Below are 21,751 nucleotides of genomic sequence, written 5' to 3'. Positions count from 1 at the left end.
TCGATGACTCTCCTTGAGCTGCGTGATCTACGAGATTTTCGAAGAACTGCGAAATGAACTGCGGAATGCACTGTGGGAGAACTGCAACGGACGGGCACCAGGACCCGGAGTCCGCGAAGACCGCGCGGCACCGCGGCATATGCGGCGGGCGGGTTCGGTACAGCCTATCGAAGGAAGGTTCAGTGGCGACATAGGGCGCACAGGAGGCGCACGATGCGTGTCGTAAGCCCCTCGTGCACCCCCCGTCGGGTCGTTGTGGGGATGACCCCCTCAAGCGGACGGTTTCCGGCGGCTTTCTGACGGTTTCCCGCCCGCCCATGACGCGTTCCGTCCTGTTCGACGGGTTGCGCCGGGTCGGGCGGGGCCGACCGACCCCGCCTGGCGGATTCACGCCTGGCGGGTTTACGCCATACAGGGTCCGGATCCACGTCGGACCGGACCCTGTTCTACGTCGGACCGGACCCGGTTCCACGTCGGACCGGACCTGGATGTGCGCCAGATCGGTCCCGGCCTCACACCGAACCAGGATTGGATTCACGCCAATCCAGGCTTGGATTCAGGCCGGACCAGGCTTGGATTCAGGCCGGACCAGGCTTGGATTCAGGCCGGACCGGGCCTGGGCCGACGCCGGACCAGGTCTCGGCCTACGCCAGACCGAGCCGCTCCGCCGCAGTCGCCGCGTCCACCGGGACCGTGACCGGCTGCGGGGCGCCCGCGACGGCCCAGTCGGGGTCCTTGAGACCGTTCCCGGTGACCGTGCAGACGATGCGCTGCCCCGGGTCGACCTTGCCCTGCTCGGCGGCCTTCAGCAGACCGGCGACGGACGCGGCGGACGCGGGCTCGACGAAGACGCCCTCCTGGGCGGCCAACAGCCGGTAGGCGCGCAGGATCTCACGGTCCGTCACCTCGTCGATGAGGCCGCCCGACTCGTCCCGCGCGGCCAGCGCGAACTTCCACGAGGCCGGGTTGCCGATACGGATCGCGGTGGCGATGGTCGACGGGTCCTTGACGATCTCGCCGCGCACGATCGGCGCGGAACCGGACGCCTGGAACCCCCACATGCGCGGGGTCTGCCGGGCGATGCCGTCGGCGGCGTACTCCGTGTACCCCTTCCAGTACGCGGTGATGTTGCCCGCGTTGCCCACCGGAAGGACATGGATGTCGGGGGCGTCGCCCAGCATGTCCACGATCTCGAACGCGGCGGTCTTCTGGCCCTCGATACGCACCGGGTTCACCGAATTGACCAGCGCCACCGGGTAGTTGTCGGACAGCGAGCGCGCCAGCGTCAGACAGTCGTCGAAGTTGCCGTCGACCTGGAGGATCTTGGCGCCGTGGATGAGGGCCTGCCCCATCTTGCCGAGCGCGATCTTGCCCTGCGGCACGAGGACGGCGCAGACCATCCCGGCGCGTACGGCGTAGGCGGCTGCACTCGCCGACGTGTTGCCGGTGGAGGCGCAGATGACGGCCTTCGCGCCCTCCTCCTTCGCCCGCGTGATGGCCATGGTCATACCGCGGTCCTTGAAGGAACCGGTCGGGTTGGCGCCCTCCACCTTGAGGTGGACCTCGCAGCCCGTGCGCTCGGAGAGCACCTGCGCGGGTACGAGCGGCGTGCCGCCCTCGCGGAGCGACACGACCGGCGTGCTGGCGGACACCGGAAGCCGGTCCCGGTACTCCTCGATGATTCCGCGCCACTGGTGGGTCATTGCTGGTTACTCTCCTTCAACCCGCATGATGCTGGCGACACCCCGCACGGTGTCGAGGCTGCGCAACGCCTCGACGGTCCCGGCGAGGGACGCGTCGGACGCACGATGGGTGACGACGACGAGGGAGGCCTCGCCGTCCTTGCCCGACTGACGCACGGTGTCGATGGACACTCCGTGCTCGGCGAAGACGGTGGCGACCTGCGCGAGGACACCAGGTTTGTCGGCCACGTCGAGGCTGATGTGGTAGCGCGTGACGACCTCGCCCATGGGTGAGACGGGCAGCTGGGTGTACGCGGAGTCGCCGGGGCCGGTGGCACCGCCGAGCTTGTTGCGGCAGACGGCCACCAGGTCGCCGAGGACGGCGGAGGCGGTCGGCGCGCCGCCGGCGCCCGGCCCGTAGAACATCAGCTGACCGGCGGCGTCCGACTCGACGAACACGGCGTTGTACGCGCCGCGCACGGAAGCGAGCGGGTGGGTCAGCGGAATCATCGCCGGATGGACGCGCGCCGTCACCGAGCCCCCGTCGGCGGCCCGCTCACAGATGGCGAGCAGCTTGATGGTGCAGCCCATCCCCCGCGCCGAGGCGAAGTCGGAGGCGGTGACCTCGGTCATGCCCTCGCGGTAGACGTCGTCGAGGCGCACGCGCGTGTGGAAGGCGATCCCGGCGAGGATGGCGGCCTTGGCGGCCGCGTCGAACGCCTCGACGTCGGCGGTGGGGTCGGCCTCGGCGTACCCGAGCGCCGTGGCCTCGTCGAGGGCCTCCTGGTAGCCCGCGCCCGTGGAGTCCATCTTGTCGAGGATGAAGTTGGTGGTCCCGTTGACGATCCCCATCACCCGGTTGATCTTGTCGCCGGCGAGGGACTCGCGCAGCGGCCGGATCAGCGGGATGGCGCCGGCGACGGCGGCCTCGTAATAGAGGTCCCTGCCGTGCTCCTCGGCCGCCGCGTGCAGGGCGGCACCGTCCTGGGCGAGCAGCGCCTTGTTCGCGGAGACGACGGAGGCGCCGTGCTCGAACGCGGTGGTGATCAGCGTACGGGCGGGCTCGATGCCGCCGATGACCTCGACGACGACGTCGATGTCCCCGCGTTTGACGAGGGCGGTGGCGTCGGTGGTGACCAGGGCCGGGTCGATGCCCTCGCGCACCCGGGAGGGCCGGCGGACGGCCACGCCCGCGAGCTCGACGGGCGCGCCGATCCTGGCCGCGAGATCGTCGGCGTGCGTCGTCATGATGCGCGCCACCTCTGAGCCGACAACCCCGCAGCCCAGCAGCGCCACCTTCAGCGGACGCGTACGCATCATCCGACCTCGTTTCCTCATACCGTCTTCGGTTGGACCAGTCTCACTCACCGGACGGGAGTTTCTACCCTTCGTCCGGATCGTGAGACGTCCATTTCATTTTTCTGCCACGTGACGACAGGAGATCTTCCGCCCGTCCACACCTGTACATCCGATCACCTGAAGTCACCCCCTGTCACCTGACGTCACCCGACATCGAGACGCAGGAGGTCCTCCTCCGTCTCGCGGCGGACGATCACTCGTGCCGCGCCGTCCTTCACCGCGACGACCGGCGGGCGCAGCGCGTGGTTGTAGTTGCTGGCCATGGACCGGCAGTACGCGCCGGTGGCCGGAACCGCGATCAGGTCTCCCGGCGCCAGATCGGCCGGCAGGAACGCGTCCTTGACCACGATGTCCCCGCTCTCGCAGTGCTTGCCGACGACGCGCACGAGCATCGGCTCGGCGTCGGAGGTGCGCGAGACGAGGGCGACGCTGTACTCGGCGTCGTACAGCGCGGTCCGGATGTTGTCCGACATGCCGCCGTCCACCGAGACGTACGTCCGCAGCCCGTCGAGCGGCTTGATGGTGCCGACCTCGTACAGCGTGAAGGCGGTCGGCCCGACGATGGCCCGCCCGGGCTCGACGGAGATCCGCGGCGTGCGCAGCCTGGCGGCCTCGCACTCCCTCGTGACGATCTCGCCCAGCGCCTTGGCGATCTCGTGCGGCTCGCGGGGGTCGTCGTCGCTGGTGTACGCGATGCCGAGCCCCCCGCCGAGGTCGATCTCGGGAAGCTCGACGCCGTGCTCGTCCCTGACGGCGGCCAGCAGCGCGACCACGCGCCGGGCGGCGACCTCGAAGCCGGCCATGTCGAAGATCTGGGACCCGATGTGCGAGTGGATCCCGACGAGTTCGAGCGCGTCGAGCGCGAGCGCCCGCCGTACGGCCTCGGCGGCCTGGCCGTCGGCGAGCGCGATGCCGAACTTCTGGTCCTCGTGCGCCGTCGCGATGAACTCGTGCGTGTGCGCTTCGACGCCCACCGTCACCCGGATCTGCACCCGCTGCCGCTTGCCCAGGGACTGCGCGATGTGGGCGACCCGCACGATCTCCTGGAAGGAGTCGAGCACGATCCGCCCGACCCCGGCCTCGACGGCCGTACGGATCTCGTCCCCGGACTTGTTGTTGCCGTGGAAGGCGATGCGGTCCGCGGGCATCCCGGCGGAGAGGGCGGTCGCCAGCTCACCCCCGGAACACACGTCCAGGTTGAGCCCCTCCTCGTACAGCCAGCGCACGACGGCGCGCGACAGGAAGGCCTTGCCCGCGTAGAAGACATCGGCGTCGTGCCCGAACGCGGTGCGCCAGGCGCGCGCCCGCTCCCGGAAGTCGGCCTCGTCGAGGAAGTACGCGGGCGTGCCGAACTCCTCGGCCAGCGCGGTGACTTCGAGCCCGCCGACGCGCACGACACCGTCGTCCGTACGGCTGACGGTGTGCGACCACACCTTCGGGTCGAGGGCGTTGAGGTCGGCCGGCGGGGCGCTGTAGTGGCCCTCGGTGAAGACATCGGCGTGGCGGGGCCCGGCGGGGTGTGCGGAACGACTCATGTCTGTAGAGCTTTCTGCTGTGTCTTCTACTGGGTCATCTGCTGGTCAGAGGTATTCGGGTGCGCTGATGCCGAGCAGGGACAGGCCGCCGGCCAGCACCGTCCCGGCGGCTTCGGCGAGCGCGAGCCGGGCGCGGTGGGCGGCCGAGGGTTTCTCGTCGCCGAGCGGCAGCACGACGTGCTGGAAACCGAGAAGGGCGTCGGCGGTCACCACGAGATGCCGCGCCAGCCGATCGGGCGCCCGGTGCCGCGCGGCGACGTACAGGGCGTGCGGATAGTCGGCCAGGGCGGCCAGGAGATCGGCTTCGTCCTGAGGAGCCTGACGGTTCTGAGCGGCCTGACGGTTCTCAGGAGCCTGACGGGTCTGATGGGTCTCAGTGGCCTGATGGGGAGGTGCGGGGGCGTCCGTACGACCGGTAGGGGTGAGTCCGCCGGTGTCACGGAGGGCGGGCGAGTCCTCCGCCGAAGGGGTGGGCGTGGGCGAGGAGCCACCTTCGTGGGGGACGGCGTCGGTGAGGACGCCGGAACCGTTCGCAGGGCGTACGCCTCGGGGGGCGACTGGGCAGCCGAATGCGGCGGCGTTACGGCACAGGGCCCGGGTGCGGGCGTGGGCGTAACGGACGCGGAAGAGAGGGTTGCTCTCACGCTGAACCAGGTGGTCGGCGCTGATCCGGGGCCGGTCGTGGGACGCGGGGTGAAGCAGTGCCCAGCGGGAGGCGTCGGGCCCGAGGGCGGCGGGATCCTCGGACCCCGGCACGGGCACAGGCCGCAGGTTCACGGGCTCCGCGTGGCGGACGTCGGCGCGTCCGCCCTGGGTGGCGACGATCCGTACGAGGGTGTCGGCGACGATTTCGGCCCGGGTGTCGTGGGGCACGCGCAGCTCGACGACCTGCCCGGCGAGGGAGTCGCCGTACCCGTACCGTGCCCCCCGCTCCAGAACCTCCTCCACCAGCGCGGCGAACGCTCCGCCCCCGAGGGTGATGTTGAGGAATCCCGGCCCGGTGACGGTCACATCGGCGACACCGGCGGCGTCCGCGATGTGCGGCCGCAGGATCTCGGCGACCTCCCGCGCCGGCCGCCCGGCCGGACCGGCCAGCCGCAACGCGATGTTCGTCGCGTAGTCACCGCACCCGCCCGGCCCCGGCGGGGTGACCACCACACTCGCGGGCACGGAGACGCTCAGTTCCCCCACGGCGACAGCACGACGCACCGCGCGCAGCACGGTACGGGAGAGCTCGACGGGAGTCACGGGACAAGCCTAGGGGAGGAGGGGGGTGGGAAGGCGAGTCCGTTTAGGCGATGGTCCGGGATGTGGACGGGGGATCGGTGGCGTGCTGGGCGCGCTGGAGGGGGAGGCTGGGGGACTGGGGGGGCTCCGACCGGCCGCCCCTGCCACCTACCCACCCACCACCCGCCCATCAGGCCAGGGCGGACGCCGCGACGTACAACGACCGGCACGCCGGCACGTCGGCACACCGGATACGGCTCAGTGGCCGGTGCGCCCCGCCCGCTCCGTCTCGTCGACGACTCCGCCCGGGGCGACACCGCCGTCCAGATCACGCCGCTCCATCAACTGCCGGACAAGGCGGACGAGTTCGGATGGCTCGAAGGGCTTGGCGAGAAAGGCGTCGACTCCGACGTCGAGCCCGCTCTCGACCTCGTACCGCGTACAGGCGCTGACAATGGCGAGGGGCAGGTTCCGGGTCCGGGGATCGGCGCGCAGCCGAGCAGCGGTGCGCAGGCCGTCGAGCCGAGGCATCACGACGTCGAGGGTGACGACATCGGGCCGAACCTGGTGGACGACGTCCAGACACTCGGCACCGTCAGCCGCGGTCACGACCTCGAGACCCTCCAGCTCGAGGTTGACCCTGATCAGCTGCCGGATGACCTTGTTGTCGTCCACAACAAGCACCCGACCGGACACGCCTGGCACAACTCGAGAGTAGGTCCGCGCCCACCGCCGCGTCCGGGTTTTCCCCACTTCCACCCCGTGCGGACCACTCCACCCACCCCGCGCGAACCACTCCACCCACCACCGCGGGCGAACCACTCCACCCACCACGGGCGCACCCCACCCACCCGGCACTCCCCTACTCCTCCCCTACTCCTTCTCCACTCCTCCCGCACTCCCCGCAACACCACCCACCCCCGACCAAAACACGTGGCGATCACCCCTGAATGAGCTGGTAGGGTTCTACCCGTCGCCGCACAACGCGCCCGACACGCCCCCGTAGCTCAGGGGATAGAGCAACGGCCTCCGGAGCCGTGTGCGCAGGTTCGAATCCTGCCGGGGGCACCCCTTATGAGGTGCCCAAAGACCCCGTCACCAGCGGAAACGCTGAGGCCGGGGTCTTCGCGTATCTACGGTCATGCGCAGGCGTATGCAGCGCCGAGCGGCCCTAGGACGCGGGCTATGGACTATTCGTGGACAGGATCTTGGAGCGTCTGCCCAGGTCAGTCCCCGCATGGCAGGAACCGTTACCCGGCGTCCGGCCATTCGTCGCGGCGTTCTCATCTCGCAGTACCGTCAGCCGCAGCCAAAGGTCCGAGACGTCTGAAGCGTCGAGCAGACACAGACCAGGCCAGCCCGAGCAACGGACTACCCGACACAGCCCGCGCACTGATCTTCGGGCACCACTGCCCGATGCACCCACCGGCATCGTCGTTCAGTGCGGTCCCAACCGGGCCTCTCGCTGCCTCACCCTTCCTCCCGCGCTGTCTTCCGAGGTGGCGGCCGAGACGTTGGAGAGCAAGCTCGCCTTGACCACAAGGCAGGAATCGGATGCGAGTATCCCGCGCGAGACGACGTGCCCACGCCAACCACGCTCGACCAGCAAGATCGAGGCGAGCGCAGCCTGATGCGGCACCAACTGCCGTGCCAGGGTGGTTGACCGATCTGTGAACAACTCACCCGGGAAACCGTCCGTGTCGCACAATGAAGTGTCGGTGACTGGAAGTCAGGGGGCGCGGTGGCACTGGTACACGTTCACGGGATCGGGAACCGGAAGGCCGACGCCGTGGAGCGCTCCGCCGCACTGCGCGACGAACTGTTGCGCAGTCACCTTCTCCCCGCGACCGGGCACTCCCCCGGCGCTCTACTGTTCAGCCCCTGGTGGGGCGAGCTCGTTGCAGAACCGGCCTGGAGATGGGCGTCGCTGGCCCCGGACGATGTGGAGTCGCTGGGCGGTGAAGGCGAGGAGCCGCTGGAGGAGGCAGTTACTCAGGCTCTGGCAGACGCCGGCGTCAGGCCGGGACAGCGGGACGCCGAGCAGGTCCTGACGGCGACCGCCCGCGTCTCGTTGCAGCGGGCGATCGATCTGCTCGCGCTGGCGGGCAGCGACGATGAGGAGGAGGAATCCGAGCCGGGCGCCCTTGCGGAGTTGGTGGCCTTCTGCGCGCGGGCCACCGCGTACTGGTCAGAGAAGACCAGCGAAGGCACTCGGGGCGATGGCGCGGATTTCTTCGCCTGGCTCAGGGGGGTCAAGGAGGACGACGAATTCCTCGATCGCCTCCACGACAGGGTCACCGACTGGGAGCGCATTACCAACCGTGGCCCGGTCGAGTCGGGCACTCGGCCCTGGGAGAGCTTCGGCGATGTAAGCGCCCTGCCCGCCCGTGCCGTCCGCGCGGTGCCCCGGCTGCGCTCCCTCGAAGTCTCCGTCCGCACGCGCCTCATGGCCGCCGGCGTCCGTCGCTGGGCCGCTCGCCCGGCGGCCCTACTGATGGGTGACGTCATGGGCTACTTCGCCGAGCGCGGCACCCTGAAGACTCCTGGCCGGATCGTGGAGCGGATCACTGACTCGCTCGACAAGGCAGCGCGGGACGCCGCGCTGCGCCGGGAGCCGCTGGTGGTACTCGCCCACAGTATGGGCGGCAACATCATCCATGACGTGCTGTCCCACTTCCGGCCCGATGTGCGGGTAGATCTACTAGTGACGGTGGGCACCCAGGTCGGTCTCTTCGAGGAGCTCAAGCTCTTCGCGTCCAGCGACCACAAGGTGCCGAACCCGCAATGCCCCAAGGTCCCCGCGCTGCCAAACGTGGGCCGCTGGCTCAACGTCCTAGACCGGTCCGATCCATTGGCGTTCGCGGCCGCGCCGATCTTCGCCGGCGCAGAGGACCTGGTCTTCAGCACCGGCGCCTGGTGGGCGCATGGGGCCTACCTCACGTCCTGCGACTTCCACGCGCGGCTGGCGCGCAGGCTGGGGCAGTCGGCGTGACCACGGTTTGGGAGAGCGGCCTCGCGGGACCTGCCGTACACGCGCTGGTGATCGGTGTCGGCGCGTATGACTGGTTTCTTGGCGGTACACATCATGAGAAGGGCCGCAGGGGCGACTGGCTTTCCAAAGAGTTCACTCAGCTGGCCTCTCCTCCGGTGTCCGCGCGTGCACTGTGCGAAGGACTGCTCGAAGGGTTTCGGGACCTACCTGGCGGACTATCGCTCGGCAGCCTCGAAGCGGTCGTCTCGGCCAAGGAGCAGATGATCCTCAAGGGTGACGACGGCGCCGAGGTGCCCCTCGGGCCAGCCACCTTGGAGGGGGTGGAGGAAGCTTTCCTTTCCTGGTACGACAGGTGTGACAGCGACCCAGACAACGTGGCGTTGTTCTTTTTCTGCGGCCACGGGGTCCAGGTCGGGAGGGGGCCTCAGATTCTCCTCCTGCAGGACACGGGTAAGAACTCACACGGCTACTTCCGCACCGCGCTGGAGCTCGACGCCTTGGTAGAGGGCATGGAGGGGAACAGCGCCCGGACCCAGTGCTTCTTTGTCGACGCCTGCCGCTTCGCTCCAGAACGGCTGTATCGCGAGAAAGAAGTTCGCGCCACGCGACTGCTGGAGCCCCTGGGCCGGCCGATCACCCGCGACAGAGTCGTTCTCCATTCCACCCAGCGGGGCGCTAAGGCGCACGGGTCGCTGGAAGGGGAAGGAGTTACCCACTTCACCGAGGCGGTCTTGCGTGCCCTGCTCACACCCGAGTCAGACTCCGCAGGCGCGGCCTGGACGGTGACCACGGAGACTGTCGGGAAGTTCGTGCGCGAGCTTATGGCCTGGCCGGGTCTGCGGCCGGACGGCATCGCCATGCCGGAGCAGCACTGCGACTTTTCCTCACTGAGCACGAGCAAAGGCGGCGTTCTCTTCTCATTCGAGGAGGCTCCCCCAGTCCCCTTCCACTTCGACACCTCGCCCGGAGAGCCGCTGTCCGAGGCCGAGTGGACGCTCATGGACCGGGAAACCCGAGAGCTGTACGCGTCCCGCCTGCCGATGCCAGAACCCTGGATCGGAGACGGCCCCGTCGGCTGGGCGCGGGTCGAAGTGTCGTTCGCCGACGGTCGCTTCCGGGGTCGCGGCGATGACGTCTGGATGCAGGCGCCCTGCCGCGCACGGAAGGTGGAGGTGCATGAGCTGTGAGCGTGGCTACGGCACGTGTCGACATCGTTGCTCCCACGGTGCCTGGTGCCGTGTCGGGCACGGTAGTCGGCGCAGCCGAGATCCTCGATCGCGGCAACCGTCGGCTAGGGCGCGTCCCGCTGCGCGCCGGAGTGCCTGCTTCGGTGGAAATACCGCTTGAGGAACGGTGCCTGGTGCACGGTTGGTCCCCCTATCTGTCAGTCCAGCCCGTCGTAGTGACCGGCGGCCGCACCCGGCAGGCCGTACTCTCCGCGCGACGCGCGAACGCGAACAACCCGCCTGGTGAGGAATCTCACCGGGCCTCGAATGGCTGGGTACGGCTGTGGGGCCAGGAGTCGGACGGCCGGTGGACCGTGCGGGACCCCTCGGGCATGGCGACAGGCGAGTCCGCGACGAGCGGGGTCTCGACAGTGTCCACTCCGCTGGGCGGCCCTGCCGTCCTGCAGGTCGGCGGCGGCCGACGGCGGCCGGTGTGCACGTTGGTGCCGGAGGGATCCCTATTAACTCTGCAGCCGGCCGAACGTCGGCCTCAGGGACGGGTAGAGATTCGCCCCGTCGCGGACTCGGGTTTCACCCTGCTTGAGGCGCTACGCCTTGGGGAGTGGGGGTGGGCCGACGTCGTAGCGCGGGTCTGGTGGGACGACCCCGGGGTACGAGGCACTCTGCTCTTCGATCTGGCAGTGGCCTACCTCGCATGCCGACGCGGCGACCTGGAGCGGGTTGATCGGTGGCAGCAGGAGACCCGGCACCGCCATGCGACAGGCCCGGCCCGGGTCGACGTCCTGGCCGTCGACGCATGGCTCGCCCGGCGCCACGGTGAGTGGCGGGACCTCGCCGGGATCCTCGACAAACTCGCTGATGTGGGAGGGGCGCCACTGGTGGCTGAGGGGCTAGACCTGCTCGCCTCGGAGCTGGCCCGCCCAGCGCTGGACCCACGGTCACCGGAGCCGGGTGATGCACGCCGCCTTCTAGCCCCTTATTTGCGCGCATCGCTACCGTCGTCGCTCTCCTCCTTCACCGCCGCTCACCCGGAAGAACCCGAGCCCCGGCCTCCTGTGAGAGCGCCGCGACCCGGCGAGTCGCTGCCCTTCCGGGTGGAGAGGAACACAAGCGCCCTACGGATCCAGTGGCGTGCACTGAGTGGCATGCCCGCGCACGAAGGGCGGTACGAACTCGCCGCCGATATGGCGACGCTCCCGCACGAGCCCGGTCTGATGGTCAGCGAACCGGAAGAACTCCGCAGGCGGCTAATCGTCGAAGATGAGGACCCTATGGTGCTCTGGCGGCTGTCCCAAACGCTACTCAACGACGGGATGGCCACCGAAGTATCCATGGTGCCGGGCCGCACCGCGGTCTCGGTGGCGCTGTCGGAACCACGGGTGAGTCGTGTAGCGGCCCTTCTGGCTCGGCTGCTGAGGGATGGCCAGCTGCAGCGCCTGAGACTCCATGTGGGCGGCGAGCGCCGGGACCTAGACGTCACGGACGCTGCCGCGACGGAGCAGATTCTGGTCATGCTGCTGCGGGAGGGCCACCGATCGTCGCCATAAGGGCGGATCTAAGTACTCCCCGGACGGGCGGCACGTCCCACTCAGTCCGCATCGGCGCATGCCTAGCCTGCGGAAGAAAGAGACACCCTAATCGCCATCGGTCGCCCAGGCTTGCACTTACTCAAGTCCCGGCCCAGCCTTACGCAAAACGCGCCGTTCGGATCACCATCCGGACGGCGCGTCACAACCGATCGAACATCGCCTGATGCGGCACCAGCAGCAGGCCTCCGGGGGTGCGGCTGAGACACGCCGAACCCCCGGTGCGGGGACTAACGACCTATCAGCATGATCACTCGTATTCGCGCAACAGCTCCTCGATCTTGCGGTTGGCGATTTCCTGCCGCCCGTCGATGCACTTGGCATACCGGCCGAGCAGGACCTCAACGCTGTTTCCTGCCCGCTCGGCCACCTCGGTCGGGTCCACCCCAGAGTTGAGCCAGGTCGACAAGGCCGAGTGCCGGAGGTCGTATGGCCGAGCAGCGAGCGGCGAGGCAACCACGGCCGGCGAAAGGGCCAGCGCCCGAGCCTCCTGCCAAACGCGATAGTACGTCGACGAGCCGACCACTCCCCCACGCTCGTTCGTGAACAGCCGCCCGTCCTCAGCGGCGCCGAAGGTGTCGAGATGCTGCTTGAGAATGACGACGAGCTGAGGCGGGATCGGAACGAGCCGAACTTCCTCCACAGGACGATTCTTGAGACCCCGGTCGTCGTGAGTCTCGCCCGAGTCCGTCCACTGCTTTCCGACGCTAGGCCGCGTCCGGTTCAAAAGCGCCGTGCCCCAACCGCGCTCGGGCAGCTTCAGATCCGCCTCGGTGAGCGCCACGGCCTCAGCCGGCCGGAAAGCTCCGTAATACATGCAGGCGAACAGACCGACGAGCCGACGACCGCGCGCCCGGCCGTACCCGCCGATATACGACACGGCCGTCAGCAGAGCACGTGCTTGCTCAGGGTTGGCGACCACACGGGGGTCAACCTCACCGGCAACCTTCGGCTTCTTCCACCGAACCCGGGTCACCGGGTTCTCTTTGAACTCCCCGAGGTCCACTGCGTAGTGCAGGGCATTGACCAGCGTTCGGCGCTTACGACGGACGGTTTCCGCGGCCGCCGCGGTCCCGTCGAGCTTCAGCCTCAGCGAGTCCAGGACCGCCCTTGCAATGGCGGCATCATCGAGGTCAGCCAAGGGCCGCGAGGCTTTCGCCACCCAGCTCAGTGTGTTCGCGACGTCGTCGGGCACCTCACGCTCATCAGGTCCGGGAAGGACGAACGCCCAGTTGCGGAGCGCCTTCCTGACCACTTCTTCAGACGGCTGCCCCGGCCGGTCGTCGAGGAGAGCCATGGTCACCGCCGTCAGGGACTCGTTGATCCCGCTGCGCGTGTTGGGAGCCGCATGGGGCCACTTCATGGCGAGGTACCGCAGAGCGAAGGCGTACCAGCTCATCGAGGCCGCTCTTTCAACCATCGATTCAGGCAACCCGGTGGCCGTATCGAACGCCTCACCGCCGTGCGCGGCCTGGAGCAGTTTGGATCGGTAGTGGTCCGCCAGTCCCTTTGTTCGAAACTGTTCCGAGAACACGTTCCCCGCGACGATCCACCGGACGTCGTAGGACGACTTCTTCGTGTTCCGCTTGCGAACGCCCCACACCTTCACATCGAGAGACTTCACGCCGCTGCCTCCAACTGCCTCAGCCACGTGGAGAAGTCACTCCGCCACACCCGGAGCTCCCCATTGGGCAGCTTGAAAGCGGCAGGCCCTTGCCCCAACTCACGCCAGCGGTAGAACGTTCGGCGAGAGACCCCACCCAGCTCATCCAAGACCTGGCGAACGGTCATCAACTCGTCGCGATGCGGGTTCACGTCGGTTCTCCTTCCGTTTCGGGGGCGGGTCGTCTTGCTGCGGCGAGCCAGGATTCGGCGACGGTCAGGCCCGCGCCGGCGAACCGCCAGTGGGACAGGACGAGGACGGTGTCCGGGTCGGGCAGCGGATGGCCTGCCTCGGCGGCGCGTTCGCGGGTGCGTGCTTCGTTGTGGTCGGCGCGTTCCTGGCGGAGGGCGCCGAGGGTGACGGAGTAGGCGCGGGACTTGGTGGAGAAGTGGCCGCGGAAGCCGAGCATGTGAGCCCACTTGCGCAGGCGCAGTTCTTCGAGCTCGGGGAGGCCACCGAGGCGCCAGCAGGTGAGGATCATCTGCCGTGCGTGGTCGGTGACTTCGGCGCCAATGAGGTCGGTGACGGGGTTGCGGATCGGGCGGCCGAGCGTGCCTGTCGCGCTTTCGGCACCCTTGGTCGCGTACTTGGCGATGTAGGCGGCGACGGCACGGCTGCTCAGGTTGGTGGGGCCGGTGAAGTCGGCGGACTGGATGGGGCGGACGTCGAGCTGTTCGCCGAAGCGGAAGGCGTAGGTCCGGCCGTCGAGGACCGGGCCGGGCGTCTCGGCGAGCGCGGTGGCCGAGCGGATGGCGTCGGTGAGGAGTTCGGTGGTGGCCCAGGCCGGCGGGGTGTCCTCGGCTCCGTCCGGTCCGTCGAGACGGATCACGGCATGGAAGTGGACGGCGCCCCGTCGCTGGTATTCGGCGACCTTGGCGTACGACACCTTGAGGCAGTCACGCAGCTCCGAACGACCAATGCCAGCGCGAGAGGCGAGCTGTTGGCGGAGGTAGGTGACGAAGCGAGCCCATAAGGCACCGGCATGGGCGTTCCACAGGACGGCGGATCGGTAGTCGTAGCGGTCCGCGTCCAGCGGGGTGCCGAGAACGGTGTCTCCGTCCGTGTGCAAGCGCCCGCAGCGGCAGCGACCGCCGCCAGGCCTGTTGTGGACGGCGCCGAAGGACGGTGCGGTGAAGGTGGCGAAGACGCGGGGGTGTTCGGCGACCGCGGGACCGATGCCCTTGCCGCCGCTCAGGCCGGCGGTGACGAGGTGGAAGGTGTCCCTGCGGTAGACCTCCGCGCAGGCGGCACAGCGGGTTGCGCGGCGGTTGTTGCAGCGGATGAGGAGTTGTCCGGCGGGGAGGTCGCGGTCGGCGATCTCTCGGACGATTTCGCCTGTGGCTGCGAGGACATCCAGGCGTCGGCCCTCCATCCGTACGGGCCGCTCGCAGCCGCCGAGTCGTTGGATCTGGTGCGCGTAGGTGCTGAGGTCGCCGTGTTGGGCGAGGGCCGCCAGTTGGCGGATGGCTCCCGTCGGAGCCTCGGGGGGCATGTGCGGGTTCCTCCTTGAGGGAACGGGTTTCGAAACGACGCCTGGCCCGTCCAGGGGGCTAGACAGTGTGGGCAGGCCAAAGCGCAGAAGAGATGAGGTCAGCGGCGGTCGCTCTTGAGGATCGAGCGGACGGTGACCGCGCAGACGGCCACGGAGGCGGCGGTGATCGCGACGGCGAGGAGCAGGGAGACCAGGACGGCGCCCACGACCAAGACGACGGCGGAGCCGCTCACCACGAGGGTCAGCGCGCTCCCCGGGGTGAGCTGCACGGCAGGACGGTTCGAAGCCAGCCGCGCTGTGGGAGCAGGGGCCGAAGCACTCTGGAAGGGAACCGGGCTGTGGACGGTCGAGGGCGGCGCTGCGGGTACCGGGGCGGTGTCCTGTGGCGGGTACTTGGGCTTGAACATGGGGTGAATTCCCTTCTGTGCAGTTGCGTTACTTGAGGACGGGGTCAACGGCGGGGGCGAGGAAGCTCCCGGCGGCGAGGTAGCCGCCGAGGAGGAGCACGATGACGAGCCACCACGGCGGGCGGGCGAGTCGGACTCCGAGGGCCCCAACGGCGAGGAGGGCGAGCCAGAGCGGGACGTGCATGTCTGTCGTCTCCTGTCAGGCGCGGCAGCGGTGGATGCGGGCAGCGAGTTCGGCGGCGGCGCGGCTGTCGTACTCGGCGGAGAAGTCGCAGTGCGGGGCGGTGCAGGCGGCGACGTGCCGATTTCGGCCTCGGGAGAGGTACGAGGCGACCTGGACGGGGCCGATACGGCGGACGTCGCGGAAGCGCGGGGTCATGGCGGGCGTCTCCCTAGTCAGAGGTGCGCGGCGACGGCCGGCGTCATGGACGCGGGCAGTCCGAGCCGAGCGCGGATGGTGTCGGGGTCGGCGGGTTCACCGGTCCTGGAGTGGAGCTCTCGGGCGAGCGCTTGGGCACGATCGACGAGGGCGGGCGGAAGGTGGACGGTCGAGGCGGACACCGGCGCCGGGCCCGGGGCGGCCACGGGCTCCAGGGCCGGTATGGGTTCCGGGTCGGCCGTGCCGCTTGCTGTCGGTTCGGAGAGTGCGGGAGTCGGGGCCGACACCACCGCTCCGCCCGCCTCGGATACAGCCGACGCGCCACGGTCGGCGGAATCCGAGGTACGGGGTGTGTGGGCCAGCAGGGTGCCGCCGAAGAAGGCGACGGCTGGCCAACCCGCGACGACCACACGGAGCAGCGCGGGAACGTGGGCCAGGTCGAGGAGTCCGGCGGTCGCAACGTTCGCGCCGAGGGACGCGGCGAGGGCAACGAGGAACCACAGCCGCGACCCGCCAGACGGAAGCCCCGCGCGCTGCTGTTCGCGCATTCGCCGCCAGGCAGCGACCAAGAGCAGGTCGACGGAGACCGGATAGGCCCACGCCTTCCAGCCGCCCTGTCCAGCGGCTTCGGCCAGGTCGTGCAGGTGGGAGAAGGACAGGGCGCCCGCGATGACGGCTTGGATGATCACGGCGTCCACACGGGCCAGGGAGGCACGCATCGACACGGACTCCTTCCGGTTCGAGGCATGGGAGGGGTAGGGACACGACGCGAGACGGTCACGCCGACCGGGGGAAGAGGTGCCGTTACTCGGTCACCGGGCGCGCGGCGCTCGCGGCAGCGGTGGAGGGCGTGGGCTTCTCCACAGCCTCCAGAGCAGCGGCCGGCCGGAAGGAGGTGAGGCGAGGCAGGTCCGGGACCAGATCTGCGGTGGCGCGGCAGACGGCCGCGGCGTCGTTCAGGGTGAGGTGCGGTGAGCGGGCGCGGGACCAGCCGCCCGAGGAGTCCCCGACGACGGCCACACCGGGGCGGTCGGCGGGAATGCCGGTCGCGGCGAGCGCGGCTTCCGGGGAGATGTCGGCAAGGGCCATGTTCGCGGAGGACTCGTCGTTGACGCGGTGGCAGACGCGACCGGTGAGCTGGGCCCGCAGCATGGTGGCGCCCTTACCGAGTTCGGAGCCGAAGCGCTGTCCGCATACCTCCAGGTAGATGCCCGCGGCGCGGCCGAGCTGGGCGATGCGGATCAGCTTGGTGACCATGGCGTCCCGGCGCTTCTCGTCATCGCGACTCGCGGCGAGGAAGAGTTCCGCCACCTCGTCGACGACGACCACGATCGGTACGGGCCGCACCTCGTCGGGCAGGCCCCACACGTCGGAGGTGAGCACGGCGTCCGGGCCCGCTCCTGAGGTGACACCGATCAGCCGGAACCGCTCCTCCATCTCCTCCAGGAGGACGTCCAGGAGTTCGTTCGCGCGGTCCGAGGTATCGGCGAGCGCGGACAACCGCGGTGCGAACGGGGCTAGTTCCACGCCCCACTTGCAGTCGATGCCGACGAGGACGACCCGTTGCCGGGCCAGCCCGCACAGCAGGTTGCGCAGGTAGACGGACTTGCCGGACTGGGTAGCACCGAGGATCAGTTCGTGCGGCACTGTGCGGAAGTCCCGTACGTGCCAGCTCCCGTCGTCCCGCAGGGCGAGAGGCAGGGTCAGCGGTCCGCCAGAGAGCCGGCGCCGGGCGGGACGCACGTTGGCAAGTACGTCCCAGCCGATGAGCCGCAGTTCGAGGCGCCCCGGCTTGGTCGGGCGGATATGGACGGCGTGCGCCGCCCAGGCGTGGCGCAGCCGGTCAGCGGAGGCCATGAAGTCCTCCGGTGCCTGCCCGGTCGCCATCCGCAGCCGCATCACGAGCCCCGAGCCGGTGGGCAGAGGCAGCGACCGGCGCGGCGGAACGGGTGACGCCTCCCGCCCCATCATCCGGGCCGTTGCCCGCCGTACGGCCGAAGCCGGTACGGTCAGGCCGCACGCGTCCATGGTGGCGCGGTACGTGGTGAGCACGCGCAGCGCGACGACCGGATAGCCGATGAGCCACCAGAAGACGACCGGTAACCGGCGCCGCAACACCTGCAAGACCACGGCCAGGGCCACTAGCGCCAGGAGCAGCGTCCACACGGAGTCGGTCATGGCGCTCAGCCCTGCACCAAGGCGGGGACGTTGGCCATGACGGCATCGGCCCGGTAGGCGATCCCGTGCCGGGCGCGGCCGCCGAACTCGCTCTCCCACGGCCGTGCGACCAGGCCAGAGAGGATCACCGGCGTTCCCATGACCAGGCCCTCGCCGATGCCCTTGGCGGGCACGGTCACCTTGACCATGTCCGAGCCGCCCTGGGCGATGAACACCACCTCCAGCACCATCAACCGGTCGTTGGTTACCGGGTCCACGGCGATCTCGCCCGTCTGCCGGTCCTTCACCTTCACCTCGGGCAGCTTGGTGACGAGCAGCGTCGCGGCGGAAGTGTCCACGGGGATGACACGCATTGTGTTGACCTCACTGAGTCTGTGACGCCGCTCCCGGCGCCATCTTGATTGGATACCCCCCTAGACAGTCCAGGAAGGGAGTCACCCCGACTGTCTAGGGGGGTTGACACCAACAGTAAGCCGACGACTCGTCAACTGTCTAGGGGGGTAAACAAAGAGCTTCGCGAGCCGGAGCGGCTACGGCAGCGTCCAATGCAGCACAGTGGCGTCGTCACGAGCCTTGCCCCTCGGCCACCGCCGGCCGACAGGGTCGTCAGCTTCAGCGTCGCGCACCCGGCGAATCACCTCAGCAGGACCGGACGCAGCCACGAGCGCGAACAGCTCATCCCAGGTGGCGAGTTCGAACCGGTCGACGAGGCGAGTGGCCCCGTCGCTCATCAGCGCCAGGGACGCCAACGACTGCAGTGGGACGGAACCGGTGAGCGCATGTTGGGCCGCTTCCGGGTCGGGCCCCGCAATCCAGAAGCCCTCGGGCCGGTTGCGCAGCCGAGTTAGGGCACTCCTGTACTCGGCAAGAGCGGCGGCATGTTCGGGCGAACCCGTAGACAACGCGTCGACGGGCCCACGCAGTTGCTTGCCTACCACGTCCAACCGCCGGTCCGTGACGACGTCGAGCGTGCCGTCACTACCGGCCAGGAGCAGCGCCGAGTCTCCGAGGACAGCGTATTCCAGGGTGCCCGCCAAGGCCCTCGCGGCAACCACCGTGCTGGTTGGGCTGGCCGGGTGGTGCAGGTCGCAGTCACCCTCATGCAGCGACCGGACGGTACGGATCGCATGACTCAGACACTCGGCCACCGGGAGGCCCGGCCGCCCGACGAGCGTGCCCAGCAGGACCCCGCCCAGCATCGAGGAGAACCAGGCGACACCGTGCTCGCAGCCAGTCTCGCCCCCGGCCACTCCCGCACCATCGAGGAGTACCGCGGCCCCGGGAGAGGCAGCGGCGAAATCCTCGTTCGGCATGTCGGGCAACGCAGGGAGCGAGACCAGCGCGATCGTCACGCCGCCGGCTCCTCGTCGTGACGGTAGAGCGGGCAAAGCAGTTCGACGCTGCGGGGTTCACCGGTCTCGGGGTCGTACTCGACTCCCACGAGAGTGGAGAAGCAGTGCTCACCGACCTGCCCCCACAGGTTGTTCAGGTCGGAGGAGAGCAACTGGACAACGCCGAGGGAGCCCTGCGTATGAATTCCGGCGATGGCCAACAGCGAGCCTGCCCCATCCGGCCGACGCAGTCGGCCGAGGTACCCGACGTCGTACGGACGGGAAGGGTCGCTGTCCTGACCAGACCGGTACGCAGCGCCCGTGCGCCTGTCGACAACCGTCCAGGGGCCGTCGTCCGCCTGCTCCCAGCTCAGCACCGGGTCTTGGCCATACGTGTCCCACATCTGCTGGGACATCCGGGGGCCGCAGACCACGACCAGGCCGTCACGGTTGAGGTCGATCTCGCCGCTCACCGACACGTGTTCCGAGAGGACGTCGAGCCCGTAAGACCGCGCCAGGTCCTCCAGCCGCTTCCCCGAACTGACGTCGTCTACGGCGACTACGGTGCGTCCACGCTCATCATCGCGGCGCAGAGGCGTGGCCACGGTGACGGCGCCTCGCCCAAGGAAGGCCCCTTCGGGGGCTGGCCCGGTGTGCCGGATCTGATGGATGCGCCCGCGGCTCAGGCCGGCCTTTGCCGCGATCTGCGCGTACGACAGCCCCTGCGCATGCAGGTCCTGCACTACGCGCCGGCGCAGCCGGGCGAGTTCCGTAACTTCCTGCTGAGCGTCAGCCAACCTGGTCGTGACCTCACGCAGCAGCAAGTACGGATCATCGATGGCCGCGATCCGTTGCAACTCGTCCGACATGCCCACACCTCCTAGACGCACCCAGGAGTCTAGGGCCCTAGACGATTCGGGCGGGAGACGGCGTCCCGTACGAACATCAACCACATAGAAGCCGGACCGATATCCAGGGACCCCGCGAGGGCTCACCCCCCGCCGCCGTCAGGGCATGCAACGCGGCCGGCCAGAACGACGGGGATCATGCGCCAGCTCGCGCGAGCTCGGCCCAAACGGACCGACCGTGCATCCGCTCCTTCACGCCCCAGTCCTTGGCGCAGGTCGCCATCAACAGCAGCCCGCGTCCACCCTCCTCCTCCCAGTCATTGGCGGCGAGGAGTTGCGGTCTGCCGTCGCCTCCCTCGTCGATCACCTCGATGCGTACCCGGTCGTCGTCGAGTACGACGATCACGAGGAACCAGCCGCCCTTACGGCCGCTCCGGGAGTGCCGGACGGCATTGGACGCCAGCTCACTGACGATGAGGACGGCGTTCTCCACCATGCGGGGGCCCTCGGCCTCCATCAGAGCGGCGATGAAGTATCGGGCTTCTGCGACCTGTTGCGGCAGGCCAGGGAACGGACGGCACCACTTCGCAAGCAAGAGGAACACTCCTCGTCTAGAGGGCTAGACAGCACGCAGGCAGCGTATTCCTCGGCACGCCAAGCTTCTAGGCATTCAGAGGAATTATTCCTCTATGGAGTGACGCCTTCAGGCAAGACTCGTAGATCACCCATGATCCGCATCAACAGCTGCCGTGCCTCATCCCCGAAGACGGCCGCTCTTTCGAACTGGGCGAACGACTCCTCGTACGACGCAAACACGTCCGGATCCTTCTCCGCCCGCTCATCCCGGAAGGTCTCCACGACCACCGTCTCCTGGTCGCACAAGGTGAAGCCGTGTCGCGCCATGACCGGCACCGGTCGATCCCACGGGAGCACCCCGAACCGCACAGTGGTCAGGCTCTCCACCGTGAGCAGTCGGTCAAGCTGCGCAAGCATCAGCGCCGGACTACCGGGCCACGTCCGGAGCACGCCCTCGGTTACCACGAAGAGAGACTCTCGCCCGGGTTCGTACAAGACACTCTGGCGCTCCACCCGAGCCGCAACAGCCTTGCCCACCTCGGCCGCATCCGCACCAGGCGTGCTCGCGAAGACGTGCCGCGCGTACTCCGCACTCTGAAGCATGGCCGGCAGGACCACGCACTGAAACGACCGAACAAGCCGAGCCCCGCGCACCGCCAGGTCGACAACGGCATCCGCGGAAACGCTCGAACCCGACAGGATCTCGTCTGAGCCTGCGGAAGAAGCTGACTCGACTTCGGCGAGAGCCGACCGCAACTCCGAGACGGCAGAGGCATCCATGCCGAGAGCTCCGGTCAGACGGTCGAGGACATCACGGCTGGGAACCATCCGCCCGTTCTCCACCTTGGAAACCGTCGGCTGGCCCACCCCAGCCCGCTGCGCCAACACGGCACCCGTCAGGCCGGCATCCACGCGCAGAGCCCGAAGACGTGCCCCCAGCGCCCGCATTCGTTCTTGCCGCTCACTCCCCATACCCAGCGTTCTACACCAACGCATGACAAGCACCCAGCTCAACGATCACACCGACCCCGCGAGGACGACGTGATTCAAACTTTCTCTACTGGTTCAAGTGCCCGCGCGGGCGCGGGCTGGCCCTTAGGGCTTGGCCCCTCTGCGCCTTCGGCGCCGGGGCCAAGCCCTGGGCCGCAGCGAGTGCGGGCCCGAGGCGAGAACGGTAAACACACTGATGGGCCGGTTGGCTCCGAGACTTTAGGCCAAGCCCGGGAAGTTAGGGGCTGGTGCCGTTCGTCAAGGTGATCCTTGGTGTGATGGTGAATCTCGTAGTGATGCAGCGTTTTGCCCAACTCTT

The 21,751-nt window shown here is 68.9% G+C and carries 21 protein-coding genes and 1 tRNA gene; 4 read left to right on the top strand and 18 right to left on the bottom strand.

Going from position 1 to position 21,751, the window contains the following annotated elements; all coding sequences use genetic code 11:
* Positions 1-644 precede the first annotated feature (644 nt).
* From thrC to ACFYW8_RS37015, 5 genes are all read right to left on the bottom strand, one after another.
* Positions 645-1,703, bottom strand: coding sequence for a threonine synthase (thrC, locus tag ACFYW8_RS37035; RefSeq protein ID WP_389089191.1), 1,059 nt, complete (start codon positions 1,701-1,703; stop codon positions 645-647).
* Between the two features lie 6 nt (positions 1,704-1,709).
* Positions 1,710-3,002 (bottom strand): homoserine dehydrogenase, encoded by a 1,293-nt coding sequence (locus ACFYW8_RS37030; RefSeq protein ID WP_365879461.1) that lies wholly within the window; start codon positions 3,000-3,002, stop codon positions 1,710-1,712.
* Between the two features lie 182 nt (positions 3,003-3,184).
* Positions 3,185-4,576 carry a diaminopimelate decarboxylase gene (gene lysA / locus ACFYW8_RS37025; protein WP_389089186.1) on the bottom strand — a complete coding sequence of 464 codons (1,392 nt, stop codon included), beginning with the start codon at positions 4,574-4,576 and terminating at the stop codon, positions 3,185-3,187.
* Between the two features lie 45 nt (positions 4,577-4,621).
* Complete coding sequence (gene nrtL, locus ACFYW8_RS37020; RefSeq protein WP_389089184.1) at positions 4,622-5,824, bottom strand: ArgS-related anticodon-binding protein NrtL; 1,203 nt, start codon at positions 5,822-5,824, stop codon at positions 4,622-4,624.
* A 237-nt stretch (positions 5,825-6,061) separates the two neighbouring features.
* On the bottom strand, positions 6,062-6,562 hold the full coding sequence (locus ACFYW8_RS37015) for a response regulator (protein WP_365879455.1): 501 nt from the start codon (positions 6,560-6,562) through the stop codon (positions 6,062-6,064).
* Positions 6,563-6,799: 237 nt separating this feature from the next.
* Between ACFYW8_RS37015 and ACFYW8_RS37010 the strand changes: the two genes are divergently transcribed.
* From ACFYW8_RS37010 to ACFYW8_RS36995, 4 genes are all read left to right on the top strand, one after another.
* Positions 6,800-6,871, top strand: a tRNA-Arg gene (locus ACFYW8_RS37010).
* 673 nt (positions 6,872-7,544) lie between these two features.
* Positions 7,545-8,795 (top strand): hypothetical protein, encoded by a 1,251-nt coding sequence (locus tag ACFYW8_RS37005; RefSeq protein WP_389089179.1) that lies wholly within the window; start codon positions 7,545-7,547, stop codon positions 8,793-8,795.
* Positions 8,792-9,982 carry a caspase family protein gene (locus tag ACFYW8_RS37000; protein WP_389089176.1) on the top strand — a complete coding sequence of 397 codons (1,191 nt, stop codon included), beginning with the start codon at positions 8,792-8,794 and terminating at the stop codon, positions 9,980-9,982. Before ACFYW8_RS37005 ends, ACFYW8_RS37000 begins: the two co-directional genes overlap by 4 nt.
* Positions 9,983-11,127: 1,145 nt before the next feature.
* A complete protein-coding gene (locus ACFYW8_RS36995; protein WP_389089174.1) occupies positions 11,128-11,529 on the top strand; it encodes a hypothetical protein in 402 nt (133 codons plus the stop codon).
* 289 nt (positions 11,530-11,818) lie between these two features.
* Here ACFYW8_RS36995 and ACFYW8_RS36990 read toward each other — a convergent pair whose 3' ends face one another.
* The 13 genes from ACFYW8_RS36990 to ACFYW8_RS36930 form a co-directional block, all read right to left on the bottom strand.
* Positions 11,819-13,192: a tyrosine-type recombinase/integrase gene (locus ACFYW8_RS36990; RefSeq protein ID WP_389089171.1), complete on the bottom strand. Its 1,374-nt coding sequence runs from the start codon at positions 13,190-13,192 to the stop codon at positions 11,819-11,821.
* Positions 13,189-13,359 (bottom strand): helix-turn-helix transcriptional regulator, encoded by a 171-nt coding sequence (locus tag ACFYW8_RS36985; protein WP_389089383.1) that lies wholly within the window; start codon positions 13,357-13,359, stop codon positions 13,189-13,191. Before ACFYW8_RS36985 ends, ACFYW8_RS36990 begins: the two co-directional genes overlap by 4 nt.
* 20 nt (positions 13,360-13,379) lie before the next feature.
* Positions 13,380-14,723, bottom strand: a complete 1,344-nt coding sequence (locus tag ACFYW8_RS36980) for a replication initiator (protein ID WP_389089168.1) — start codon at positions 14,721-14,723, stop codon at positions 13,380-13,382.
* Between the two features lie 98 nt (positions 14,724-14,821).
* The gene (locus ACFYW8_RS36975; RefSeq protein WP_389089165.1) at positions 14,822-15,130 is read right to left on the bottom strand and encodes a SpdD protein; all 309 of its coding nucleotides are present in this window, start codon (positions 15,128-15,130) and stop codon (positions 14,822-14,824) included.
* A 28-nt stretch (positions 15,131-15,158) separates the two neighbouring features.
* Complete coding sequence (locus ACFYW8_RS36970; RefSeq protein ID WP_389089161.1) at positions 15,159-15,314, bottom strand: hypothetical protein; 156 nt, start codon at positions 15,312-15,314, stop codon at positions 15,159-15,161.
* Between the two features lie 15 nt (positions 15,315-15,329).
* The gene (locus ACFYW8_RS36965) at positions 15,330-15,509 is read right to left on the bottom strand and encodes a mobile element transfer protein (RefSeq protein WP_356753204.1); all 180 of its coding nucleotides are present in this window, start codon (positions 15,507-15,509) and stop codon (positions 15,330-15,332) included.
* A 17-nt stretch (positions 15,510-15,526) separates the two neighbouring features.
* The gene (locus ACFYW8_RS36960) at positions 15,527-16,228 is read right to left on the bottom strand and encodes a DUF2637 domain-containing protein (protein ID WP_389089157.1); all 702 of its coding nucleotides are present in this window, start codon (positions 16,226-16,228) and stop codon (positions 15,527-15,529) included.
* An 85-nt stretch (positions 16,229-16,313) separates the two neighbouring features.
* A complete protein-coding gene (locus ACFYW8_RS36955) occupies positions 16,314-17,687 on the bottom strand; it encodes an FtsK/SpoIIIE domain-containing protein (protein WP_389089154.1) in 1,374 nt (457 codons plus the stop codon).
* A 5-nt stretch (positions 17,688-17,692) separates the two neighbouring features.
* The gene (locus ACFYW8_RS36950; RefSeq protein WP_389089151.1) at positions 17,693-18,040 is read right to left on the bottom strand and encodes a hypothetical protein; all 348 of its coding nucleotides are present in this window, start codon (positions 18,038-18,040) and stop codon (positions 17,693-17,695) included.
* 177 nt (positions 18,041-18,217) lie between these two features.
* Entirely contained in the window at positions 18,218-19,039 is an 822-nt protein-coding gene (locus ACFYW8_RS36945; protein WP_389089148.1) for a protein phosphatase 2C domain-containing protein, read from the bottom strand.
* A complete protein-coding gene (locus tag ACFYW8_RS36940) occupies positions 19,036-19,887 on the bottom strand; it encodes a sigma-70 family RNA polymerase sigma factor (RefSeq protein WP_389089144.1) in 852 nt (283 codons plus the stop codon). The genes ACFYW8_RS36945 and ACFYW8_RS36940 overlap by 4 nt, the downstream gene beginning before the upstream one ends.
* Positions 19,888-20,062: 175 nt before the next feature.
* Entirely contained in the window at positions 20,063-20,461 is a 399-nt protein-coding gene (locus tag ACFYW8_RS36935) for an ATP-binding protein (RefSeq protein ID WP_389089141.1), read from the bottom strand.
* A 92-nt stretch (positions 20,462-20,553) separates the two neighbouring features.
* A complete protein-coding gene (locus tag ACFYW8_RS36930) occupies positions 20,554-21,414 on the bottom strand; it encodes a helix-turn-helix domain-containing protein (protein WP_389089137.1) in 861 nt (286 codons plus the stop codon).
* Between the last annotated feature and the right edge of the window lie 337 nt (positions 21,415-21,751).

The sequence above is a fragment of the Streptomyces sp. NPDC002742 genome (assembly GCF_042888885.1).
Classification (GTDB): domain Bacteria; phylum Actinomycetota; class Actinomycetes; order Streptomycetales; family Streptomycetaceae; genus Streptomyces.
Note: the sequence above shows the minus strand (reverse complement) of the source record. Positions and strands in the feature narration are given on the sequence as shown.

Coding starts and splice junctions, on each gene's coding strand:
- thrC (WP_389089191.1), bottom strand. CDS start 1,703: ATGACCCACCAGTGGCGCGGAATCATCGAGGAGTACCGGGACCGGCTT.
- ACFYW8_RS37030 (WP_365879461.1), bottom strand. CDS start 3,002: ATGATGCGTACGCGTCCGCTGAAGGTGGCGCTGCTGGGCTGCGGGGTT.
- lysA (WP_389089186.1), bottom strand. CDS start 4,576: ATGAGTCGTTCCGCACACCCCGCCGGGCCCCGCCACGCCGATGTCTTC.
- ACFYW8_RS36995 (WP_389089174.1), top strand. CDS start 11,128: ATGCCCGCGCACGAAGGGCGGTACGAACTCGCCGCCGATATGGCGACG.
- ACFYW8_RS36985 (WP_389089383.1), bottom strand. CDS start 13,359: ATGACCGTTCGCCAGGTCTTGGATGAGCTGGGTGGGGTCTCTCGCCGA.
- ACFYW8_RS36980 (WP_389089168.1), bottom strand. CDS start 14,723: ATGCCCCCCGAGGCTCCGACGGGAGCCATCCGCCAACTGGCGGCCCTC.
- ACFYW8_RS36975 (WP_389089165.1), bottom strand. CDS start 15,130: ATGTTCAAGCCCAAGTACCCGCCACAGGACACCGCCCCGGTACCCGCA.
- ACFYW8_RS36970 (WP_389089161.1), bottom strand. CDS start 15,314: ATGCACGTCCCGCTCTGGCTCGCCCTCCTCGCCGTTGGGGCCCTCGGA.
- ACFYW8_RS36965 (WP_356753204.1), bottom strand. CDS start 15,509: ATGACCCCGCGCTTCCGCGACGTCCGCCGTATCGGCCCCGTCCAGGTC.
- ACFYW8_RS36960 (WP_389089157.1), bottom strand. CDS start 16,228: ATGCGTGCCTCCCTGGCCCGTGTGGACGCCGTGATCATCCAAGCCGTC.
- ACFYW8_RS36955 (WP_389089154.1), bottom strand. CDS start 17,687: ATGACCGACTCCGTGTGGACGCTGCTCCTGGCGCTAGTGGCCCTGGCC.
- ACFYW8_RS36950 (WP_389089151.1), bottom strand. CDS start 18,040: ATGCGTGTCATCCCCGTGGACACTTCCGCCGCGACGCTGCTCGTCACC.
- ACFYW8_RS36940 (WP_389089144.1), bottom strand. CDS start 19,887: ATGTCGGACGAGTTGCAACGGATCGCGGCCATCGATGATCCGTACTTG.
- ACFYW8_RS36930 (WP_389089137.1), bottom strand. CDS start 21,414: ATGGGGAGTGAGCGGCAAGAACGAATGCGGGCGCTGGGGGCACGTCTT.